The following is a 16,877-nucleotide window of genomic DNA, read 5'->3' as shown; positions in this document are numbered from 1 at the left end:
TTTTTTTCGTTAGTCCTGCAGGTAAATCGAGTCACCGTCAGCATCAATGCGTATGGTACCGTCGGCAGGCAAGTCTCCCGCCAGGATACGCTGCGACAGCGGATTTTCAATCTGCGTCTGTATCGCACGCTTCAGTGGGCGGGCACCAAACACCGGATCAAAGCCGGCTTCCGCCAATTGATCCAATGCGGCGGCAGACAACTCCAGCTTATAGCCACGCTCCTGCAAACGTTGGCGCAAAGACAACAACTGAATCTTGGCAATTGCCTTGATCTGATCTTTGGCCAACGGATGGAACACCACAGTGTCATCAATCCGGTTAATGAACTCAGGACGGAAATGCTGTCCCACAACCTGCATAACCAGATTTTTCATTTCCTCATACTGGCTCTCATCGTGTTTATCCTGAATGATGTCGGAACCCAGGTTAGAGGTCATGATCACAACGGTATTCTTAAAGTCCACCGTGCGCCCCTGCCCATCGGTCAGACGACCATCGTCGAGTACCTGCAACAGAATGTTAAACACATCCGGATGGGCTTTTTCTACCTCATCCAGCAGGATCACCGAGTAAGGCTTGCGACGCACGGCTTCCGTCAGGTAACCACCTTCTTCGTAGCCCACGTATCCGGGCGGTGCGCCAACTAAACGGGCAACGGAATGCTTCTCCATGAACTCCGACATGTCGATACGTACCATCGCCTGCTCGGTGTCAAACAAGAAGCCTGCCAACGCCTTACACAGTTCGGTTTTCCCCACCCCGGTAGGGCCAAGGAACAGGAACGAGCCAATCGGACGATTCGGATCGGACAAACCGGCACGGGAACGGCGAATAGCGTTGGACACCGCTGACACGGCCTCGCCCTGCCCCACGACCCGCGCGTGCAGCACCTCTTCCATGCGCAGCAATTTCTCTTTTTCACCTTCCAGCATTTTGCTGACCGGAATGCCTGTCCAGCGTGACAGCACATCGGCAATTTCGTTTTCCGTCACCTTGTTTTTCAACAATTCGGTTTCGCGATTTTCCGACTCAGACGCCAGCTCGAGCTTCTGTTCCAATTCCGGAATACGGCCGTACTGCAACTCTGACATACGACTTAGATCAGACGCCCGACGGGCAATTTCCAGATCCAACTTGGCCTGCTCGAGTTCCGACTTGATGTGCTGGGTGCCCTGCATCGCATCTTTTTCAGCGTTCCAGATTTTTTCAAACTCGGCGTATTTCAATTCGGCCTGCTCGCGCTCCAGCTCAATTGCCTCAAGACGCTTGTGGCTGGCCTCATCTTTCTCTTTCGCCAACGCCTGCTCTTCCAGCTTCAACTGGATAATACGGCGCTCAAGGCGATCCATTTCTTCCGGTTTAGAATCCATTTGCAGACGAATGCTGGACGCTGCTTCATCGATCAGATCGATGGCTTTATCCGGCAATTGACGATCACTGATATAGCGATGAGACAGCGTTGCCGCCGCCACAATCGCCGGATCGGTAATGTCCACCGAATGGTGCAATTCATAACGTTCCTTTAAGCCCCGCAAAATCGCGATGGTATCTTCAACACTGGGTTGATCCACCAACACTTTCTGGAAACGGCGCTCCAGTGCAGCGTCTTTTTCGATGTACTGACGGTACTCATCCAATGTGGTTGCGCCCACGCAATGCAGCTCACCACGGGCCAGTGCCGGTTTAAGCATATTGCCGGCATCCATGGCGCCTTCGCCTTTACCGGCGCCAACCATGGTATGAAGCTCATCGATGAACAGAATCACCCGACCTTCTTCTTTGGCCAGCTCATTGAGCACCGCTTTGAGACGCTCTTCAAATTCGCCACGAAACTTGGCACCCGCCACCAGCGAGCCCATATCCAGTGACAGTACCCGTTTGTCTTTCAGACCTTCGGGCACCTCGCCGTTGATGATTCGCTGAGCCAGGCCTTCCACAATGGCGGTTTTACCCACACCGGGTTCGCCAATAAGCACGGGATTATTTTTGGTTCGACGTTGCAACACCTGCACGGTACGGCGGATTTCATCATCCCGGCCAATCACCGGATCGAGTTTGCCTTGCTCGGCGCGCTCAGTCAGATCGGTGGTGTACTTTTCCAATGCCTGGCGTACGTCTTCAGCGTTGGGGTCAGTCACTTTCTGACCACCCCGTAGCTTGTCAATCGCTTGCTCAAGCTTTTCAGTGGTGATGTCCAGTTGACGGAATATCTCACCCAGCTTGCCTTTGTCCTGCACTGCTGCAAGGACAAAAATCTCTGACGTGATGTAGTCATCTTTGCGCTGCTGGGCAATCTTGTCACTCAGATTCAGCAATACCACCGAATCTTTGCCCAGTTGCACGTCACCGCCAACCCCTTGCACCCGGGGCAAGCGTTCGATGGCTTCCGCTAACGAAGAGCGCAGTGCATTGACGTTGATGTTGGCGGCATCGAGCAACGGACGCACCGAACCGCCTTGTTGATTGAGCAATGCCGTCATCAAATGGACGGGCTCAATGTATTGATGATCACGACCCAATGCGATGGATTGCGCATCGGAAATCGCTACCTGAAATTTGCTGGTAAATCTGTCTAATCGCATACCCACATATCACCTTAAAAATAGTATGGGTAATTTATGGGTGCATTTTTGCTCACTTTCAAGGGCGCGGTTGTCAACCACGGATGAATGTGTTGCGATAGATCAACAAACCTCAGTCCTGTTGGGCATCGGTGAGGTACTCCACCACCACAACGTCAAGCCATCGCCCATCAAGCTGTCCGTGACGTTCATACACGCCAACTTCGCGAAAGCCCAGTTTACGACACAAGGCGCGACTGGCCTGGTTAAAGGTAAAGATGCGCGACAACACTTTGTGGAAGCCTGCGTCCCGGGCAGCCGCCAATAACGCTGACAGCAGCAGGCTACCGACGCCTTTGCCCTGCACGAGCGGATCCAGGTAGATGGAGAACTCGGCTATGCCCGCGTAACAGGCTCGTGGTCGGTACTCGAACAAGCGGGCAAAGCCGACAACCTGCCCTTCAGCCTCTGCCACCAACACCGGATAGCGCGACGCCTGTGTCAACCAACCTTCAACATCCGCCGCTTCGCGCAATGTGGTGTCAAAGGTACCCTGACGAGACGTGATACCGTGGTTATAGATCCGCACGATGTCGGCCACGTCGTGTGCGCCGGCCGTGCGCACATTCACCGTATCAGGGTTCATTGTGCGAACCAGTGACGGGTACGATTGGCAAACCACACCAACGACAACATCACCGGTACCTCAACCAACACACCGACCACCGTCGCCAGCGCTGCACCGGAATGCAGACCAAACACGGAAATGGCTACCGCCACCGCAAGCTCGAAAAAGTTAGACGTACCGATCATGCAAGCCGGTGCGGCCACGGCATGACGCAATTTCAGATAACGGGCTAACCCATAGGCCAGGGCAAAAATACCGTAGGTCTGAAGCAACAAGGGTACCGCAATCATCAGAATAACGCTGGGCTGGGCCAGTAGTGTGTTGGCCTGGAAAGCAAACAACAGTACCAGGGTTGCCAATAAGCCAATAATGGACCAGGGTTTCATTCGTGCCAGAAACGCGTCCAGGCGCGAATGATCATCGGCCTTGTCCAGTTTTCTGCGAGTAATGGCCCCCCCCACCAGCGGCAACACAACGTACAACACCACTGACAACAGCAATGTTTCCCAGGGCACCTGAATATCGCTGATCCCCAGTAACAGGGCCGCCAGCGGCGCGAAGGCAAACACCATGATGATGTCGTTGATCGACACCTGCACCAGCGTGTAATTGGCATCTCCCTTGGTCAGGTGACTCCACACAAACACCATCGCTGTACAGGGCGCAACACCGAGCAGGATCATACCGGCAATATACTCACCTGCTGATTGTGGGTCGACCCAATCGGCAAACACCACGCGGAAAAATAACCAGCCCAGAAACGCCATCGTAAAAGGCTTGATCAGCCAGTTGATCACCAATGTCAGGACCAATCCTTTGGGCTTCTTCCCTACGTCTTTCAGAGCGCCAAAATCCACCTGTACCATCATCGGATAAATCATCAACCAGATGAGGACAGCGACCACCAGATTGACGTGGGCATATTCAATCGCGGCAATCTGCGCAAATAAAGCCGGGAACAGGTTTCCCAACACCACGCCGATGACAATACACAGCCCCACCCATACTGATAGATACCGTTCAAACAATCCCATTTTCAATTCCTCTTTAGCTGGCGCGCTGATTAACGCGCTGCATCAATTGCTCTGCACTTTCCACCCGCTCGGAGTAACGATCCGTCAGGTGTGCAGTATGATCACGGGTCAACAGAGTAAACTTGAACAGCTCTTCCATCACATCCACGATGCGGTTGTAGAATGCCGAAGGTTTCATACGCCCGTCGTCATCAAACTCCAGGAACGCTTTGGCCACTGAAGACTGATTGGGGATGGTCAGCATACGCATCCAACGCCCCAGCACCCGCAGCTGATTCACCACATTGAAAGACTGGGAGCCGCCACACACCTGCATCACCGCCAGCGTTTTCCCCTGTGTCGGGCGCACAGATCCCAATGATAGCGGGATCCAGTCGATCTGACTTTTCATGATCCCGGTCATTGCACCGTGACGCTCAGGGGAACACCACACCTGCCCTTCAGACCACATCACTGCCTCGAGCAACTCCTGCACTTTGGGGTGCTGACCATCATCGGTATCCGGTTGCGGCAAACCGGTAGGATCAAAGACTCGGACTTCCGCGCCCATATGCGTAAGTAAACGGGCACATTCTTCAATCACCAGCCTACTATAGGAACGTTCCCGCAATGAACCGTACAACAACAGCATACGAGGCTTGTGGGTCGATGCCGGACGTGCGAATTCGCTGACATCCGGTTGCCGATACTGCTCCATGTCCAGTTGGGGCAAGGTCATGTCGTCGAGGTTCATAGCTGAGCTCCTTGTTGTTGTAGCGCGTTGGCCCACTGGTCTCGGGGCAACTGGGCAATGTCCCGTAGAACCTTTACCCGTTGTTCAATTTCGCTGATGGTCTGTCTGAAGGCTTCGGCCACTTGAGTATCGCTGCCACTCAGTTTGGACGGATCGGCAAGCCCCCAATGTACTTTGAGATTGTTACCAAACCATACCGGACAGGTTTCTGCGGCGGCAGAATCACACACGGTAATCACCACATCCGGGGCAAATGACTCAACGTCATGCCAGGACTGACTGGTTAAACCATCGGTGTTGTAACCGGCTTCGGACAAATAGCGCAACGACAGCGGGTGCACTTCACCCACGGGCTGACTGCCTGCACTGGCGGCGTGCAGAATGCCCTGTCCCAGTTGGCGTGTGATGGCCTCGCTGAGAATGCTGCGGCAACGGTTATGGGTGCAGACGTACAATATTTTCATGATGTTTTCTCACAGTTCGGCGCGCAGCAAGCCGTCAATGCAGCCGCGCAACACGCCAGGTAATCGGTGCTGTTGTTGACCGTGGTGGTCAGCAATTCCCGGACCCAGTCGGGAAGGGCCGGGTGCAGCGCGTAATACACCCATTTGCCGCGCCGTTCGTCTTGCACCAGCGCACACTCCCGCAACTGGGCCAGGTGACGGGAGATTTTCGGTTGGCTCAACGCCAGAGCGTCCTGCAAATCACACACGCACAGCTCTCCACGGTCACTCAGCAGCAGCATGACTTTCAATCGGGTGTCATCCGACAAGCATTTAAACAGGGTCAATGGGTTCATAGCGCCTCCTCACATACGGAAAATCATATATATGTTTTTCCATATGTCAATGTTTTTGATCGGCATGCCAATAAGTGACCGACCTGGTTCTCGCAACAATCCGTAACACTCCCGTTTTGCACGGCTGTAACGACAGCATTATGATGTGCAGGAAATCAATCAATGGTGATGAGTTGTGGAGAATTTACCGCTGCCCGAACTACAACTGTTGACGGCATTAGGGCTGTTAATCTCTCAACTGTGGGTGCGTAACAAGCAACCACTGCACCTGCTGTTTGCACTTTTTTGCGGATCGATGGCTGTCTGCGCTGCACAAAATCTGACCGCGGGGCAGGTGGGCAATTTTAGCTACCTGATCGCCATGTGCAGTATCGCCACGTGCAATGGTTACTGGCTGGTCAGCCGCGCGATGTTTCGTGGCGCGAGCGGCCTGGCGTTACGTCACTACCTGGTGGCCGGCAGTGTGGGTCTGATGATCATCGCCTTGCAAGGGCTGGCCTGGTCACAAAATGCCCTCGCCGACTCTCCACTGATGATCAACAACGCCCACCAGGCGGTTGGCAAGCTGTTGGGCCTTGTTTCATCGACGCTCCTGATGCTGACCCTGTGGGAAGGGTGTCGTGGTTTACGCCATCTTTCAGGCCAACAGCGCCGTCAACGCTATGTGTTTTTGGCCAGCTACTGCGGTGCGCTACTGATCAGTACGGTAGGCATAACACTCTTTACGACGCCGGAAAATCAGCCCTACCTGCGAGAACAAATCAACGCGCTGTGCGCCGTGCAAATCATGCTGGTGACTCAGGGGCTTATTGTCTGGCGTGCGCGCAATCAGTCGACAACAACGCCCACCGCCCAACCCAAGCCGGTGCAACGGGCGGATCAGGAAGATCTTCACCTGGCCGGTCAAATCCGTGAGCAATTGATTGAACAGCAGCTGTATTTGCAGCACCAATTGCGGGTCAGCGATCTGGCCCGGGTGCTGGATGAGCCAGAATACCGTGTCAGTCGGGTGATGCGCGAACAACTGCAGGCGCAAAACTTCAATCACTATGTGAATGGGTTGCGGATCCAACACGCCAAAACATTACTTGCCGAATCGGCAAACACGCACTGGCCAATCGTGGTGATAGGGATGGAAAGTGGATTTGCATCGGTAGGCCCTTTTACACGCGCTTTCAAAGCCTTCGTTGGCCAGACCCCCAATCAATACCGACAGGCATGTCTGCAGCGCAACCAGGCTACTTATGCCTGTTCCCTTAGCCCTGAACAGATCAGCCGCTGAGCATCACGGCGCTGAACATCCGTCCGGTTGGCGCAGTGCCCTGATGGGTTGCCCGTCGATGGGAATAGAAACGCCGCTCATCAGTGTAGGTGCACAACCCGCAGTCACTGATCGCCCTAACCCCTGCAGCGTTGAGCCGCTCAACCGCAATGCCAGCCAAATCAATACGCCAGGTGTTGTCAACGACCACGCAATGGTTGGGATAGTCGGCAAATGCGTTGACAGTGTCCGCCCCGACTTCGAAATGGGCCTGACGAATACACGGCCCTATCCAGGCCAGTAGTTGCTCTGCGGGCGCCTGAAACGAATGCACGGTGTTTTCCAGTACGCCCGCCAGCAACCCACGCCATCCGGCATGCGCGGCTGCCACCTGACGCCCCTGGATATCGCAAAACAACACCGGTATGCAATCGGCGGTCATCACACCGACGGTAAGACCTGTCGTATCGGTTATCGCTGCGTCAGCGATGATCGGGGGTTGCCCCGATGAACTGGCATCAACAGACACACAGTCAGCACTGTGTACCTGCTCCAGCCAGACAATCTTGTCATGGCCTGGCAGCCTGGACCTGTTCGCAGCCACAGTATCGGGATCATCACCCACGTGCAGCGCCAGATTTAAGCTGGTGTAGGCCCCCGTGCTCAGACCGCCTTGCCGGGTCGTACAATAAGCGCGAACGCCAAGCTCATCTGGCCAGTCGGGTGTGATCAGCGACAACGGCTTACAGGGTGTCGAGGTCAACCCCGTGCTCCTTGGTGTCGGCACGCAATATCGTCAGCAGCGATTGCATATCCGCCGGTAACGGCGCCTGCCAGCTCATCCATTCACCGCTAACCGGGTGATGCAGGGATAATTGCGCTGCATGCAAGGCCTGACGTCCGAAACCTCGCAATACCTGGACCATATCATCACCGGCCGCTTTGGGCAGCCTGGGGCGTCCACCGTACAACGGGTCGCCCACCAGCGGATGACGCAAATGGGCCATGTGGACACGGATCTGGTGGGTCCGGCCGGTCTCAAGCTTTAAGCGCAGGTGGGTATGGGCGCGAAACTTCTCTTTCACCCGGTAGTGTGTCACGGCCGGTTTGCCGGTTTCCCGCACCGCCATGCTGGTACGCTTGGTGGCATGGCGCCCGATAGGTGCATCAACGATGCCGCCTGCCACCATAGTGCCGCACACCACCGCTTCGTATTCGCGGCTGATTTCCCGGGCTTGCAGGTCTTCAACCAGGTGGGTCTGAGCAGGCACGGTTTTGGCAATCACCATCAAGCCGGTGGTGTCTTTGTCGAGGCGGTGAACGATACCCGCTCTGGGTACATTGGCCACCCCGGGGGCATGTTTTAGCAACGCGTTTAGCACCGTACCGTCGCTGTTGCCAGCGCCCGGATGTACCACCAAGTCGGCAGGCTTGTTGATCACCAGAATGTCGTCATCTTCGTAGACGATATCCAGGTCAATGTCCTGTGCTTTGTGTGACACCTGCACGTCGAGTGTGGCATGGATCGCAATAGGCTCACCACCCAGCAATTTTTCACGGGGTTTGTCACACACATTGCCAGCAATCTCGACATTTCCGGCCAAAATCCATTCTTTTAACCGGGAACGCGAATAATCGGGGAACATTTCGGCCAATGCCTGATCTAAGCGTTTACCAAACAAATGGTCGGGCACGATGCCTTGCAGTTCGACATGTTCTTGCTGGGTCGTCATTCGGAGTCCTAGATTGGTTCTGCGCTTACATTCAGTCGCAGGTTTGAATTAAAGATGCATCCCCAGAATCAGTGGGGTAGAATGCAGCGCGAAGCGTTAAGCATATCGGCGTATTCTAGCGGATTTTTTCCCATTGCTAAATCCAACAAATAATAAGAGCGAGATGAAATTGACACACCCTTGGAAAATCGTCAGCCTCCTGACCTGTCTAGTGGTCCTTGGTGGCTGTTCTTCATCACCGGATGATGACGAGATTGTCATCGGCAACCGTGGTGCCGAAGCCCTCTACGCAGATGCCAAAAACAGCCTGGAAATCGGCAATTTCAATAATGCCGCACAAATTCTCAGCGCCCTTGATTCCCGTTATCCGTTCGGCCCGTTGTCCCACCAGGTGCAACTGGATCTGATCTATGCATACTACAAAACCGGTAAAACGCCAGAAGCACTGGCCACCATTGACCGGTTTATTCGCCTCAACCCCAACCATTCAGACATTGATTACGCCCTGTACATGCGTGGCTTAACCAACATGGATGCGGACAAGAACCTGTTCCAGGAACTGGCAGGCATTGATCGTTCCGACCGGGATCCGTCCAAAAGCCGCGAAGCGTTTTCAGACTTCCGACGGCTACTGGAAAAATACCCTGAGAGCAAATACGCCGCCGACGCGCAAAAACGCATGGTCTACATCAAAAACCGTCTGGCCAAATACGAGATTGCCATTGCACGCTTTTACATGCGCCGCGAAGCGTATGTGGCTGCCGCCAACCGCGGACGGTATGTTCTGGAGTATTATCCTGACACCGCAATGGTGGAAGAAGCGTTGCAAATCATGATTGAGTGTTATGACACACTGGGCCTGGAAGAGCTGAAAGAAAACGCCGTCAAAACCCTCAAGCTCAACTACCCGGATGCACGCATTGCCAGTGGCGACTGAGCATTGACCAGCAATAAAAAAACCGCCAGCAGGCGGTTTTTTTGTGCTTTAGATTGGCCCTCGGGCTAGAAAAACAGTTGGCTGAATGGATTCAGCAACCGGGCGATACCGGAGGTAAAATGTAACGGCTTGTCTACCACACTGAACACCAGGCAACCTTCATCAGCATCAGAACGAGGGGTATGCACGTGATGCCCGTCCATGTGGATAAAATCACCCGAATCATAGTGACCCAGCCCGTCGCTAAATTCACCGTCAATCACCAGCGTCGTTTCATTGCCGCGATGGGTATGCTCCGGCACTCGACCACCTTTCTCCATAAAAATAAACTGGGCCTTACCGCCCCCGCCAATATCCACCGGCGCCTGCCATAAATTGCCCAGCAAATGGGACCAGTTACCGGTTTTGTCGACAAAACGACGCAGCGGTCGGGGCAACACAAAAGAACGTCCATCCAACTCCAGCGTTGGCGGTGACGCGGGACGCACGCGAGGTTCTGCAGCAGGCAATGCCATAATGGATGCCATCATGTCACCAAAGGAAACATTGTCCTGGCTTTCCAGCGCGAACGCATTATCACTGATGGTCAACTGCAATTGCTCAACCTTGGCCCGGCAGTGTGCACACATGTCAACGTGACAGGCCACTACCAGTGCCATCATCGGCTCCATTGAACCGTCGACATAGGTCATCAGTTGCTGTGCGGTAGGGTGTAAATTAATCATGGTCGTTCAACATCTCTTTCAGTCGTTGCAAGGCAAGGCGAGTGCGTGATTTTACCGTTCCCAAAGGAATGTCCAGTTGGTCGGCCACTTCTTGCTGCGATTTGCCTTCAATGTAAATGGCTTCGATCACAACCTTTTGCTTCTCTGGCAAGGCTTCAAACAATGTGCCCAGCTGGTCGAGGGTGATCTGTTCATCCATTTCCACTTCGTTCGGGTCGGCGGTCTGTTCACACAACACCGGCCACAAATCATCCGCGCAAATATCTTCTTTGCGGTTTTGCTGCTTGCGCAGCATGTCATAGCGAATATTACGTGCGATGGTGAAAATCCAGGTCGACGGCGACCCCTTTTCAGCATTAAAAAGATGGGCTTTCTGCCACACATTGGACAGTGTGTCCTGCACCAGCTCCATCGCCAGTGCTTCATTACCGGTCTGTTTCAACGCGAAAGAGCGCAGTCGCGGCGCAAAATAGCCAAACACTTGAGAGAACGCCGCTTTACAACGGTTTTCTGCCACTTGTTTCAAATGATGGGCCATCTCATCGGCACAGTCTTTCGGCTGTACCGATCGGCGTTGCTGATTGTCCAAAGGGATCCCAACGAGCATTTGCATCACCTGTTAATCGTCGTTTAAAAGGATTACGTCAGCGATGCGGAAAAAGATCATTGCACTAATTGTGACAGAAACTTGAGGGCTGTGCCGTAATCTTTTTGCTGCAGAAGCTGTTGTTTTGTTTCGGTATTCACCGGTAGCAGTTCCAGCCAGCGGTAAATGATCCAAATCGGATCATCAAACCGGGGCTGCTGATACAACGCATTAACTTCAGGGTACTTGTCGAATATCTCGCGCAAGCGGGTGTCCATCGGTGCAACATCCATATCAGTCGTTGTGGCCTGCCAGTTATCCAGCCACTCACATTGACCAACCCGCAAGCCATCTGGCTGGCTTTCTATATTGTTTACTTGAAAGCAGCGTTGTCCTTCCACGGTAATACCCAGCAAGCCGTCTTCAAGCAGATCAAAGTCGATCACCTCAACGTAGGTGCCAACCGGGTAGATATGCTCGTTGCGCGCCTTGTCGCCGCGCGCATTCAACATGCACACACCAAACCCCTGCTGTGCAGCGCACGCTTCCTTAACCATCCTCACATAGCGAGGCTCAAAAATGCGCAGTGACAGACGTCCCCCCGGCAAAACATGGGCCGACAAAGGAAACAAAGGCAATTCAAAGCTGTTCGACATCACATCGGCCTCCCGGGTTTTATGCTTCATGACAGCCATTACGGACTCATTGGATAAACAGATCGTTTTTTCTGCCAATCCCTCAGGCCAGGTGATCCGAGACACCACTGGCGATGTATCTACAGCATGTTGATTAACTCACAGGTGTGGATTGGCGATGAAAACCCTTCTGATAACAGGCGCAACGTCAGGTATCGGTGAAGCGCTGGCAATTGAGGCTGCCCGTCGCGGCTATCAGGTTATTGGTTGTGGCCGCACAGCAGAGAAGCTCGCACAACTGCATCAAGAGCACGGCATTGAAACCCGCTGCTTCGATGTCAATGACGAGCAAGAAACCCGTCAGGCCCTGGCCGATTGCCGGCCTGATATCATCGTGCTCAACGCCGGCGTATGTGAATACGTGGATGCACACAGCATCGATCCGTCCCTGTTCCGTCGCGTTTTCGAAACCAACCTGTTTGGCGTGGTGAACTGTCTGGCAGGTCTGCAGCACGCATTGCAACCGGGTACGCACTTGTTGGTGGTAGACAGTATGGCGCGGCTGCTGCCTTTCACCCGCAGTCAGGCATACGGTGCCAGCAAAGCGGCTGTGCACTACCTGACCCAAAGCCTGAGGGTCGATTTGGCCGCCTCCGGGGTCAAGGTAACGTCGTTGTCACCGGGGTTTGTCAAAACACCGTTGACGGATAAAAATGACTTTCCCATGCCAATGAGGATCAGTACCCAACAGGCCGTAGAGGCGATTTTGAGCAAGATTGATCGGGATGCCGCAAACCGTTACTTCCCCTGGATGTTCGGTGCAATCCTGCGGCTATTGACACGATTACCCGACCGACTGAAAGTAGCATTGTGCCAATCCATGCGCAGCGCTCAGTAACCACGGAAGAATTAGCATGACACAACGAATCGCTATCATTGGCACCGGCATTGCCGGAATGACCTGTGGCTATTTGCTACACCGGGATAATGACATCACGGTGTTTGAAGCCAATGATTACATTGGTGGTCACACGGCCACCAAAGACATTGACATCGATGGCCACACCTATGCAATTGACACCGGCTTTATTGTCTACAATGACTGGACCTACCCCAACTTTATTCGCCTGATGAACAAGCTTGGCGTTGAAGGGCAACCCACTGAGATGAGTTTCAGTGTCAAAAACACCGCCCAGAACATTGAATACAATGGCAACAACCTGAACAGTCTGTTTGCCCAACGACGCAACCTGTTGCGGCCTCGGTTCTGGCGACTGGTCAGGGATATTCTGCGCTTCAACGGACTGTGTAAAGATACCCTTGCACAGAGTACGTTTGAACCATCCCAGACCTTGGGCGATTTTCTCACAGAGCACCGCTTCAGTGACGTGTTCAAAGACAACTATATCCTGCCCATGTGCGCGGCGATATGGTCCACCAGCCTGGCCGATATAGAGCGTTTTCCGTTGCGGTTTTTCCTGCAGTTTTTCAACAATCACGGACTGTTGAACGTATCTGACAGGCCCCAATGGCATACCCTCATCGGCGGCTCAAGGGCTTACATTGCCCCGCTAACCGACGGCTTTCGTGAGCGAATTCATCTTTCCACCCCCGTCCAGCAGGTGACCCGCCACGGCCACCAATGGCAGGTCCAGTCTTCTCTCGGATTGCAGACCTTTGATCATGTGATTTTTGCCTGCCACAGCGACCAGGCATTGGCAATGTTAAGCCAGCCCAGTGCGGAACAGCAGGCGATTCTGGGTAACCTGCGCTACGCGGACAACGACGTGGTGCTGCACACAGATACCCGGTTGTTGCCTGCCCGCCCCCTGGCGTGGGCGAGCTGGAACTACTTGCTGACCGGCGACGAAGAGGAGGCCCATGCGCCTGCCTGCGTGACCTATAATATGAACATACTGCAGCGTCTGTCAGCGCCACACACGTTTTGTGTGACACTGAACAGCAGTCAGGATATCGATCCGGACAAGGTGCTCGGCAGATACCGGTATGCCCACCCTCAATTTAACCATGAGGCCCTGGCGGCTCAGCAGCGCCGGGATGAGATCTGCGGGGTTGATAACCTGCATTTTTGCGGCGCCTATTGGTACAACGGTTTCCATGAAGACGGCGTCAACAGTGCGTTGGATGTGTGCAAACGCTTCGGAGCTTCGTTATGACCAGCAGCCTGTATGTCGGACAGGTCAGTCATACCCGTTTGGTACCCAAGCATCACCATTTTGACTATCGCATCTTTCTGTTCTGGCTGGCGCTTGACGATCTTGATAGCACCATCGAAAACACCCGAGGCTTTTCCCGACACTGGCTGTCACCGGTGCGCTTCCGGCGCGCCGACTACCTCGGTGATCCGGTACAGCCATTGGCAGAAGCAGTGCGCCAGCGAATGAGTGAACTGAGTGGCAAAGGGTTGACCGGTAAGGTGTTTCTGTTGGGACAGTGTCGGCTGTTTGGTCTGTACTTCAGTCCGGTCAACTTCTATTTCCTGCAACACCCGGACGGCCACTTCACCCACATGCTCGCCGAAGTCAGCAATACACCGTGGAATGAACGACATCATTATCTGGTCAACCTTGCCGAGCAGGCGCCAACTGACAAAGCATTCCACGTATCTCCGTTTAATCCGATGGACATGACCTACCATTGGCGAGTCAGTCAGCCCGGCGACCGCTTGTCACTGTCGTTGTCTTGCCATCGCCAACAGCGCGAATTCAGCGCGTCTTTGCATTTGCAACGACAACCAATGAACTCTTTTTCCCTTTGGCGCGTAATGGTAAGCATCCCTGCAATGACAATAAAAACGGTGGTGGGGATTTACTGGCAGGCACTGAAACTGTATCTGAAAAAAGTGCCTGTCTACGACCACCCCGGCAAGTGATTAAGGAACAGTGCATGTCTAACGGTGAACAGGTACTCAGTGCCGTCAACAAAGCCTCCTGGCTGGACAAAGTGGCGAAGTCTGCATTGCTCAGTGTGTTTGAAAGACTGCCCCAGGGTTATATGATCCTGAAAGAGCGCGGTAGTCTGGTCGCCTGCTTCGGTGACAAACATGATCCTCTGCATGCAGAAATCGATATTCTCGACCAACGGGCCTACCGCCGTCTGTTGTTAGGGGGCAGCATCGCTGCCGGCGAAACCTTCACCGACGCCTGGTGGGACTCACCTAACCTGACCCATGTGATTCAGCTGTTTGCCCGCAATCTGGCGCTGCTGGACGCGTGGGAAAAGCGTTTTTCCTGGCTCATTGCCCCCGTACGACAACTGAAGCATTTCCAGCGCCGCAACAGTACCCGTCAGGCCAAGCGCAATATTGCAGCGCATTACGATCTGGGCAACCGTTTGTACACCCGGTTTCTGGATGACAGCATGATGTATTCGTCGGCCATTTATCCGTCCGAAGAAGCCACCCTGGCCGAAGCACAACAGCACAAGCTACAGGTGATTTGTGACAAACTGTCCCTCAGCCCCGATGACCACCTGCTGGAAATCGGCACCGGTTGGGGTGGTCTGGCAATCTTTGCCGCCAAACATTACGGCTGCCGCGTGACCACAACCACCATCTCCGAAGAACAGCATGCCTGGGCCTCAGCTTGGGTGGAACGAGAGGGTCTTGGGGATCGTATCACCCTGCTCAAACAGGACTACCGCACCTTACAAGGCCAGTATGACAAGCTGGTGTCAATTGAAATGATAGAGGCCGTGGGTAAGCGTTACCTGCCGGTGTTTTTTCAACACTGCCAGCAACTGCTGAAACCCGATGGCATCATGCTGTTGCAGTCAATCACCATTGATGATCGTCGCTATGACAGCTACAGCAAAGACGTCGACTTTATTCAGCAACACATTTTTCCCGGCGGCTTTTTGCCTTCGCTGAGCGTGTTAGGCAACCTGGTCAAACAGCACACATCCATGGCCATCCGTGATGTTCACGATATCGGCCTGGACTACGCGAAAACCCTCGATGATTGGCACCAACAATTACTGGCCAACCAGCACGCCCTGGCAAAAGACGGCTACGATGAACGCTTCATGCGCTTGTGGCGCTACTATTTTTGTTACTGTGAAGGTGGTTTTCTTGAACGCACCATCAGCACGGTACAATTACTGCTGACGAATCAACAATGTGTATCGCCCGTCGCACGCGTCAGTTGATCGGTGCCGCTGCGCTACTTGCCATGGCGTCATCACAGGCCATGGCCAGCGAAGTGGGTAGCCGCCCTCTTGAGGGCTTGCAGAAGGTTGGCGAGGCCACCCTCAGCGTATTGTTCTGGGACATTTATACATCACGGCTGTATTCGCCGGACGGCAACTATCCCGGTATTCAGCCACCATTGGCGCTGGACATTGAATACCTGCGAGATATCAGCGCCGACGATCTGGTCCAGCAAACCGATAAAGAGTGGCAGCGACTCGGCATCGATCATCAAAACGTCACCGACTGGCTGTCGATGCTGAGCGACCTCTGGCCCGATATCCGTGAAGGTGATCGACTCACCCTGCGGGTCGAGGAAAATGGCAACAGTACCTTTTTCTACAACCACGAGGCGATTGGTCATATTGAGGATCAGGCGTTTGCCGGCCACTTTCTGTCCATCTGGCTGGATCCGGCCTGTCGGTACCCAGACGTTCGCAAACAACTGATAGGAGCACCATGATGCGTTGGATGATAATTGCCCTTTCGTTTCTGTTGAACGGGTGTTCGACCCAACTCAGCGACTACCCGCCACAAGGGCAGCCGTCATTTGACTTGCAGCGTTATTTCAACGGCAACCTGACCGCCTGGGGAATTGTGGAGGACTATGCCGGTAAGCTGACACGCCGCTTCTGCGTCGATATCCGCGGCGAATGGGAAGGCAATCGAGGTACTTTGCACGAAACCTTTTACTACGCTGACGGCGAGGAGCAGGTACGCATCTGGCACCTCAACGTGGATGATCAGGGCGTCGTCACCGGCAGCGCAGCAGACGTCATTGGTACCGCGTCGGGTCAGGCTCAGGGACATGTTTTCAACTGGCAATACACCTTGTCAGTGCCGATTGACGGTGAAAACTGGGAATTCGCCATCGATGACTGGATGTACCAAATGGATGATAACCGGCTGATGAACCGCTCTTACATGAAAAAATGGGGCATCACCGTGGCCAGCATTTCAATTTTCTTCGACAAGACCCAACCGCTGAGAGAATGCCGCTCGTCCTGACACTGTCACTTTACAAGGAGGTAGGATTT

At 53.9% G+C, this 16,877-nt stretch carries 19 protein-coding genes; 8 read left to right on the top strand and 11 right to left on the bottom strand.

The window, feature by feature from the left end; translation table 11 throughout:
- Nucleotides 1-9: 9 nt before the first annotated feature.
- The 6 genes from clpB to LJ739_RS00680 all read right to left on the bottom strand — a co-directional run bounded on the left by clpB (nucleotide 10) and on the right by LJ739_RS00680 (nucleotide 5,756).
- The gene (gene clpB / locus LJ739_RS00705) at nucleotides 10-2,583 is read right to left on the bottom strand and encodes an ATP-dependent chaperone ClpB (protein WP_229156677.1); all 2,574 of its coding nucleotides are present in this window, start codon (nucleotides 2,581-2,583) and stop codon (nucleotides 10-12) included.
- 112 nt (nucleotides 2,584-2,695) lie between these two features.
- Nucleotides 2,696-3,208 carry an arsinothricin resistance N-acetyltransferase ArsN1 family A gene (locus LJ739_RS00700; RefSeq protein WP_229156676.1) on the bottom strand — a complete coding sequence of 171 codons (513 nt, stop codon included), beginning with the start codon at nucleotides 3,206-3,208 and terminating at the stop codon, nucleotides 2,696-2,698.
- Nucleotides 3,205-4,224, bottom strand: a complete 1,020-nt coding sequence (arsB, locus tag LJ739_RS00695) for an ACR3 family arsenite efflux transporter (protein WP_229156675.1) — start codon at nucleotides 4,222-4,224, stop codon at nucleotides 3,205-3,207. Before arsB ends, LJ739_RS00700 begins: the two co-directional genes overlap by 4 nt.
- A 13-nt stretch (nucleotides 4,225-4,237) precedes the next feature.
- A complete protein-coding gene (arsH, locus tag LJ739_RS00690; RefSeq protein ID WP_407646753.1) occupies nucleotides 4,238-4,942 on the bottom strand; it encodes an arsenical resistance protein ArsH in 705 nt (234 codons plus the stop codon).
- Nucleotides 4,943-4,953: 11 nt separating this feature from the next.
- Nucleotides 4,954-5,421: an arsenate reductase ArsC gene (locus LJ739_RS00685; protein ID WP_229156674.1), complete on the bottom strand. Its 468-nt coding sequence runs from the start codon at nucleotides 5,419-5,421 to the stop codon at nucleotides 4,954-4,956.
- On the bottom strand, nucleotides 5,418-5,756 hold the full coding sequence (locus LJ739_RS00680; protein WP_229156673.1) for a metalloregulator ArsR/SmtB family transcription factor: 339 nt from the start codon (nucleotides 5,754-5,756) through the stop codon (nucleotides 5,418-5,420). The genes LJ739_RS00685 and LJ739_RS00680 overlap by 4 nt, the downstream gene beginning before the upstream one ends.
- A gap of 175 nt (nucleotides 5,757-5,931) precedes the next feature.
- Between LJ739_RS00680 and LJ739_RS19105 the strand changes: the two genes are divergently transcribed.
- Entirely contained in the window at nucleotides 5,932-7,038 is a 1,107-nt protein-coding gene (locus tag LJ739_RS19105) for a helix-turn-helix domain-containing protein (protein ID WP_229156672.1), read from the top strand.
- On the opposite strand, the gene pgeF is transcribed toward LJ739_RS19105, so the two are convergent.
- Nucleotides 7,028-7,780, bottom strand: a complete 753-nt coding sequence (gene pgeF, locus LJ739_RS00670; RefSeq protein ID WP_229156671.1) for a peptidoglycan editing factor PgeF — start codon at nucleotides 7,778-7,780, stop codon at nucleotides 7,028-7,030. The two genes, LJ739_RS19105 and pgeF, sit on opposite strands and share 11 nt — an antisense overlap.
- Nucleotides 7,761-8,750, bottom strand: coding sequence for a 23S rRNA pseudouridine(1911/1915/1917) synthase RluD (gene rluD / locus LJ739_RS00665; protein WP_229156670.1), 990 nt, complete (start codon nucleotides 8,748-8,750; stop codon nucleotides 7,761-7,763). The genes pgeF and rluD overlap by 20 nt, the downstream gene beginning before the upstream one ends.
- Nucleotides 8,751-8,913: 163 nt before the next feature.
- On the opposite strand from rluD, the gene LJ739_RS00660 reads away from it, so the two are divergent.
- A complete protein-coding gene (locus LJ739_RS00660; RefSeq protein WP_229156669.1) occupies nucleotides 8,914-9,687 on the top strand; it encodes an outer membrane protein assembly factor BamD in 774 nt (257 codons plus the stop codon).
- A 65-nt stretch (nucleotides 9,688-9,752) separates the two neighbouring features.
- Here the strand turns inward: LJ739_RS00660 and LJ739_RS00655 are convergent, their stop codons facing one another.
- The 3 genes from LJ739_RS00655 to LJ739_RS00645 are packed head-to-tail and all read right to left on the bottom strand — an operon-like array spanning nucleotide 9,753 to nucleotide 11,693.
- The gene (locus LJ739_RS00655) at nucleotides 9,753-10,412 is read right to left on the bottom strand and encodes a ChrR family anti-sigma-E factor (RefSeq protein ID WP_229156668.1); all 660 of its coding nucleotides are present in this window, start codon (nucleotides 10,410-10,412) and stop codon (nucleotides 9,753-9,755) included.
- Nucleotides 10,405-11,019: a sigma-70 family RNA polymerase sigma factor gene (locus LJ739_RS00650; RefSeq protein ID WP_229156667.1), complete on the bottom strand. Its 615-nt coding sequence runs from the start codon at nucleotides 11,017-11,019 to the stop codon at nucleotides 10,405-10,407. The genes LJ739_RS00655 and LJ739_RS00650 overlap by 8 nt, the downstream gene beginning before the upstream one ends.
- Before the next feature lie 56 nt (nucleotides 11,020-11,075).
- Nucleotides 11,076-11,693 (bottom strand): LON peptidase substrate-binding domain-containing protein, encoded by a 618-nt coding sequence (locus LJ739_RS00645; RefSeq protein WP_324254891.1) that lies wholly within the window; start codon nucleotides 11,691-11,693, stop codon nucleotides 11,076-11,078.
- Nucleotides 11,694-11,811: 118 nt separating this feature from the next.
- On the opposite strand from LJ739_RS00645, the gene LJ739_RS00640 reads away from it, so the two are divergent.
- The 6 genes from LJ739_RS00640 to LJ739_RS00615 are packed head-to-tail and all read left to right on the top strand — an operon-like array spanning nucleotide 11,812 to nucleotide 16,848.
- Entirely contained in the window at nucleotides 11,812-12,531 is a 720-nt protein-coding gene (locus LJ739_RS00640; RefSeq protein ID WP_229156666.1) for an SDR family NAD(P)-dependent oxidoreductase, read from the top strand.
- A 16-nt stretch (nucleotides 12,532-12,547) separates the two neighbouring features.
- A complete protein-coding gene (locus tag LJ739_RS00635; protein ID WP_229156665.1) occupies nucleotides 12,548-13,810 on the top strand; it encodes an NAD(P)/FAD-dependent oxidoreductase in 1,263 nt (420 codons plus the stop codon).
- Nucleotides 13,807-14,526, top strand: coding sequence for a DUF1365 domain-containing protein (locus LJ739_RS00630; protein ID WP_229156664.1), 720 nt, complete (start codon nucleotides 13,807-13,809; stop codon nucleotides 14,524-14,526). Before LJ739_RS00635 ends, LJ739_RS00630 begins: the two co-directional genes overlap by 4 nt.
- 14 nt (nucleotides 14,527-14,540) lie before the next feature.
- On the top strand, nucleotides 14,541-15,800 hold the full coding sequence (locus LJ739_RS00625; protein ID WP_229156663.1) for an SAM-dependent methyltransferase: 1,260 nt from the start codon (nucleotides 14,541-14,543) through the stop codon (nucleotides 15,798-15,800).
- A complete protein-coding gene (locus tag LJ739_RS00620; protein WP_229156662.1) occupies nucleotides 15,770-16,303 on the top strand; it encodes a chalcone isomerase family protein in 534 nt (177 codons plus the stop codon). Before LJ739_RS00625 ends, LJ739_RS00620 begins: the two co-directional genes overlap by 31 nt.
- Nucleotides 16,303-16,848, top strand: a complete 546-nt coding sequence (locus tag LJ739_RS00615; protein WP_229156661.1) for a DUF3833 domain-containing protein — start codon at nucleotides 16,303-16,305, stop codon at nucleotides 16,846-16,848. The genes LJ739_RS00620 and LJ739_RS00615 overlap by 1 nt, the downstream gene beginning before the upstream one ends.
- Nucleotides 16,849-16,877 lie beyond the last annotated feature (29 nt).

Origin of the sequence: Fluctibacter halophilus, from assembly GCF_020687825.1 — a bacterium.
GTDB classification, from domain to species: domain Bacteria; phylum Pseudomonadota; class Gammaproteobacteria; order Enterobacterales; family Alteromonadaceae; genus Fluctibacter; species Fluctibacter halophilus.
This window is presented reverse-complemented; position numbering and strand designations above follow the sequence as displayed.

Coding starts and splice junctions, on each gene's coding strand:
- clpB (WP_229156677.1), bottom strand. CDS start 2,583: ATGCGATTAGACAGATTTACCAGCAAATTTCAGGTAGCGATTTCCGAT.
- LJ739_RS00700 (WP_229156676.1), bottom strand. CDS start 3,208: ATGAACCCTGATACGGTGAATGTGCGCACGGCCGGCGCACACGACGTG.
- arsB (WP_229156675.1), bottom strand. CDS start 4,224: ATGGGATTGTTTGAACGGTATCTATCAGTATGGGTGGGGCTGTGTATT.
- arsH (WP_407646753.1), bottom strand. CDS start 4,942: ATGACCTTGCCCCAACTGGACATGGAGCAGTATCGGCAACCGGATGTC.
- LJ739_RS00685 (WP_229156674.1), bottom strand. CDS start 5,421: ATGAAAATATTGTACGTCTGCACCCATAACCGTTGCCGCAGCATTCTC.
- LJ739_RS00680 (WP_229156673.1), bottom strand. CDS start 5,756: ATGAACCCATTGACCCTGTTTAAATGCTTGTCGGATGACACCCGATTG.
- rluD (WP_229156670.1), bottom strand. CDS start 8,750: ATGACGACCCAGCAAGAACATGTCGAACTGCAAGGCATCGTGCCCGAC.
- LJ739_RS00660 (WP_229156669.1), top strand. CDS start 8,914: ATGAAATTGACACACCCTTGGAAAATCGTCAGCCTCCTGACCTGTCTA.
- LJ739_RS00655 (WP_229156668.1), bottom strand. CDS start 10,412: ATGATTAATTTACACCCTACCGCACAGCAACTGATGACCTATGTCGAC.
- LJ739_RS00650 (WP_229156667.1), bottom strand. CDS start 11,019: ATGCTCGTTGGGATCCCTTTGGACAATCAGCAACGCCGATCGGTACAG.
- LJ739_RS00645 (WP_324254891.1), bottom strand. CDS start 11,693: ATGGCTGTCATGAAGCATAAAACCCGGGAGGCCGATGTGATGTCGAAC.
- LJ739_RS00640 (WP_229156666.1), top strand. CDS start 11,812: ATGAAAACCCTTCTGATAACAGGCGCAACGTCAGGTATCGGTGAAGCG.
- LJ739_RS00635 (WP_229156665.1), top strand. CDS start 12,548: ATGACACAACGAATCGCTATCATTGGCACCGGCATTGCCGGAATGACC.
- LJ739_RS00630 (WP_229156664.1), top strand. CDS start 13,807: ATGACCAGCAGCCTGTATGTCGGACAGGTCAGTCATACCCGTTTGGTA.
- LJ739_RS00625 (WP_229156663.1), top strand. CDS start 14,541: ATGTCTAACGGTGAACAGGTACTCAGTGCCGTCAACAAAGCCTCCTGG.
- LJ739_RS00620 (WP_229156662.1), top strand. CDS start 15,770: ATGTGTATCGCCCGTCGCACGCGTCAGTTGATCGGTGCCGCTGCGCTA.
- LJ739_RS00615 (WP_229156661.1), top strand. CDS start 16,303: ATGCGTTGGATGATAATTGCCCTTTCGTTTCTGTTGAACGGGTGTTCG.